The 3,354-nt window shown below is 53.2% G+C and carries 4 protein-coding genes and 1 pseudogene; 4 read left to right on the top strand and 1 reads right to left on the bottom strand.

Going from position 1 to position 3,354, the window contains the following annotated elements:
• The 3 genes and pseudogenes from ABJQ89_RS03805 to ABJQ89_RS03795 all read left to right on the top strand — a co-directional run.
• Positions 1 to 340: pseudogene (locus tag ABJQ89_RS03805) on the top strand (protease modulator HflC); the annotation flags it as partial.
• A 4-nt stretch (positions 341 to 344) separates the two neighbouring features.
• On the top strand, positions 345 to 545 hold the full coding sequence (locus ABJQ89_RS03800) for a DUF2065 domain-containing protein (RefSeq protein WP_348494942.1): 201 nt from the start codon (positions 345 to 347) through the stop codon (positions 543 to 545).
• A gap of 159 nt (positions 546 to 704) precedes the next feature.
• A complete protein-coding gene (locus ABJQ89_RS03795; protein WP_348494941.1) occupies positions 705 to 2,195 on the top strand; it encodes a Do family serine endopeptidase in 1,491 nt (496 codons plus the stop codon).
• A 53-nt stretch (positions 2,196 to 2,248) separates the two neighbouring features.
• Here the strand turns inward: ABJQ89_RS03795 and ABJQ89_RS03790 are convergent, their stop codons facing one another.
• Positions 2,249 to 2,821: a peptidoglycan-binding domain-containing protein gene (locus ABJQ89_RS03790; protein ID WP_348494940.1), complete on the bottom strand. Its 573-nt coding sequence runs from the start codon at positions 2,819 to 2,821 to the stop codon at positions 2,249 to 2,251.
• Between the two features lie 192 nt (positions 2,822 to 3,013).
• Here ABJQ89_RS03790 and ABJQ89_RS03785 point away from each other — a divergent pair, with 192 nt between their 5' ends.
• Positions 3,014 to 3,337: a 2Fe-2S iron-sulfur cluster-binding protein gene (locus ABJQ89_RS03785; RefSeq protein WP_348494939.1), complete on the top strand. Its 324-nt coding sequence runs from the start codon at positions 3,014 to 3,016 to the stop codon at positions 3,335 to 3,337.
• Positions 3,338 to 3,354: the final 17 nt, after the last annotated feature.

Raw genomic sequence — 3,354 nt, 5'->3', positions numbered from 1 at the left:
GTCCACATTTGCTCGTATGCGCGCAGAACGTGAGCGTGAAGCTGCCGATGAGATCGCTCGTGGTAACGAAGCGGCGCAACGTGTGCGCGCTTTGGCAGACAGAACGCAGGTTGAAATCGTATCTGATGCGCGCCGTGATAGCGAAATCACACGCGGTGAAGCGGACGCGGAACGCAACGCGATCTTCGCGGATGCCTATGGCGCGGACCAAGAATTCTTTGAATTCTATCGTTCGCTTGAAGCCTATCGTGGTGCGCTGGGCGCAAACAACTCCACAATGGTTTTGTCACCAGACAGCGATTTCTTTAACTATCTGAAATCGGACACTAAATCGGAGTAAGCCTATGTTTGCCAACATTTTATTGGCAATCGGATTGGTCTGTATAGTCGAGGGGCTGGTGTACGCACTGGCCCCTTCGCTTATTGAAGACCTTCTTGAAGCGATGCGAAACCTGTCCTTGGAAATGCGTCGTACCTTTGGCCTGATGATTATCTTGCTCGGCGTATGCCTTTTGTTGGTGGCGCGCGCGCTTGGTGCGCTTTGAGGCAATTGTAACTTTATTCACGTAATCTTCACATCCGCTTGAAACACTGTAATGAGATTTGCGTTGCGCATATCCGCGCCTAGATAGATGGTGAGTACAAAAGCCCAAGTCGTGTTTGACTTGGTTGCGGCTCGGACCAAAGAAGGAGGTCTTCTCACAATGTCACAGGCTATTGCCCTTTCACATTCACCTCGACAAGAAGCACGTAAAGCGCTCCCATGGGCGCTTGCCGCGGGGTTGAGCATTGCTTTGCTCTTGCTTCAAACGATGAGCGCTGCTGCGCGCGGCGCTCCCGAAAGCTTTGCGGACCTAGCTGAAAAAATCAGCCCGGCCGTTGTTAACATCACCACATCGACCACAGTTGCACGCAACACGGCGCCGCGCGGCGTGGTTCCAGAAGGGTCTCCATTTGAAGATTTCTTCCGCGAATTTCAGGATCGCAATAACGGTGAAGGCGGCGAAAACAATCGCCCGCGTCGTTCTTCCGCGCTTGGTTCCGGTTTTGTGATTTCTGAAGATGGCTTCGTTGTCACGAACAACCACGTGATCGAAGGCGCTGATGAAATCCTGATCGAATTCTTTGAGGGTGGTGAACTGCCTGCGAAGGTGATCGGTACAGATCCAAACACAGATATCGCCCTTCTGAAAGTCGAGGCAGAAGCGCCTTTGGCTTTCGTCAGCTTTGGCGATAGCGATATTTCCCGTGTTGGCGATTGGGTCATGGCGATGGGTAACCCATTGGGGCAGGGTTTCTCTGTCTCTGCGGGCATCGTATCGGCACGTAACCGTGCGCTCAGTGGCTCATATGACGACTACATCCAAACCGACGCCGCGATTAACCGCGGTAACTCTGGCGGTCCTCTGTTCAACATGGATGGCGACGTCATCGGTGTGAACACAGCGATCCTGTCCCCGAACGGTGGTTCCATCGGGATCGGGTTCTCTATGGCGTCTAACGTTGTTGTACGTGTTGTGGACCAGTTGAAAGAGTTCGGTGAAACGCGTCGCGGTTGGCTGGGCGTTCGCATCCAAGACGTCACAGAAGACGTTGCAGAAGCGATTGGCCTTGAAAAAGTAGCCGGCGCGATGGTCACGGATGTGCCTGAAGGACCCTCTTCTGAAGCGGGGATTGAGCCGGGTGATGTCATCATGAGCTTTGACGGTTCGGATGTCGAAGATACGCGGTCTTTGGTTCGCACAGTGGGTAACACTGCTGTAGGTAAAGCGGTTCGTGTTGTCGTCTTCCGCGATGGAAAAACACAAACGCTGAAGGTGACCCTTGGCCGCCGCGAAGAAGCGCAAAACGCTGTTCCTGCGTCTCAACCAGCTGAGCCCGAAGAACCGACAAAGACCGAAATCCTCGGTATGACAGTGTCTGAAATCACAGACGAGCTGCGCGAGCAACTTGATCTCGCAGACAGTGCAACGGGCCTTGTTGTGCAAGATGTGGATGAGATGAGCAAAGCCTATGAAAAAGGTCTGCGCGCTGGTGATATCATCACTGAAGCAGGGCAACAAAAATTGGCTGGGCTTGAGGATCTGAACAAGCAGATCGAAGGCGCAAAAGAAGCGGGTCGCAAGTCTTTGCTGCTCTTGGTCCGCCGCTCTGGTGATCCACGCTTTGTCGCTTTGGCGCTCGAAGACGGTTAACAGTCACCACTAACTAAACCGAAGAATGCCCAGCCACGTGCTGGGCATTTTTGTTAGCTCTGTTGTGCGTCCTCATAGGACACGAGACCCAGTTTGCGTGCGGCTGCAAGCGATAGGATGGAGCTATCGAGTCCTTGTTCTTCCTGATACTGACGGATCGCTGCGCGCGTTCGAGGGTCGATGTAGCCTGTAATTGGCCCACGATAATGTTTGCGCGCTTTCAAGGCACGCTGAAGCGTAGACACGAATTCAGGTGTCAGGGTCGGAGCGCAGGGGGTTTCAAACCAAAGCTCTTTACGCTCTTTCACGATCCTTTGAGAGGTCTCCGTCTTGTAGACCGCAGGGCTGCTGACGCTTCCGTCTGAACGGATTTCAGCAGGCTGTAATTGGATCTGATGCGTGACCGTTTCGATCTCAGCGGGTGTGACATGTTTGCCCCAGCAACTGCCCTCATCCGCACCGGGAGGCGGGGCGCCGCGGGTATATTCGAGATCAGTTTCCTCAAACGAGGCCTTCGAAACGACTTGCGGTGCGCTAGAGCATGCAGCAACCAAGCACAAACCAAGCGTGCCTGCCGCACGCCGAACGACCGCAAAATGCGTTGCTTTGTTGATGATCTGGTGCATCGAGCCTGTTTCACTGCTTGCCGCCTTTATGGCGATCTAGCTTAAAGAATAGAGCTTTTGTGGCGAAAGGGACAGTCTGAAGTTCAGTGATCGTTCACGAGAATGTGCCTGTGACCATCTAGCCGCAAATTTCACTAGCGCGCTGCAATTCTGAGCGCTAGGTAAATAGCAAGAAGAGTTAAGGAATATACAATGACGAAGATTACCTACGTTGAGCACGGCGGCAAAGAACATGTTGTTGATGTTGCAAATGGCATGACAGTGATGGAAGGCGCGCGCGACAACAATATCCCGGGCATCGAAGCCGATTGCGGCGGCGCCTGCGCATGTTCGACGTGCCATGTTTACGTGCACCCAGATTGGGTCGAAAAAGTTCCAGCAAAAGACGACATGGAAGAAGACATGCTCGATTTCGCGTTTGAGCCCGATCCCGCTCGCTCTCGTTTGACGTGCCAGATCAAAGTGACAGACGCTTTGGAAGGCCTCGTCGTTCAAATGCCAGAAAAGCAAATCTAATGCAGAGGTCGTTGGTT

This window comes from Planktotalea sp. (assembly GCF_039984035.1).
In the GTDB taxonomy this organism is placed as follows: domain Bacteria; phylum Pseudomonadota; class Alphaproteobacteria; order Rhodobacterales; family Rhodobacteraceae; genus Planktotalea.
This window is presented reverse-complemented; position numbering and strand designations above follow the sequence as displayed.

Bases quoted from the DNA above. Each gene is read 5' to 3' on its own strand.
- ABJQ89_RS03800 (WP_348494942.1), top strand. From the start codon at position 345: ATGTTTGCCAACATTTTATTGGCAATCGGATTGGTCTGTATAGTCGAG.
- ABJQ89_RS03795 (WP_348494941.1), top strand. From the start codon at position 705: ATGTCACAGGCTATTGCCCTTTCACATTCACCTCGACAAGAAGCACGT.
- ABJQ89_RS03790 (WP_348494940.1), bottom strand. From the start codon at position 2,821: ATGCACCAGATCATCAACAAAGCAACGCATTTTGCGGTCGTTCGGCGT.
- ABJQ89_RS03785 (WP_348494939.1), top strand. From the start codon at position 3,014: ATGACGAAGATTACCTACGTTGAGCACGGCGGCAAAGAACATGTTGTT.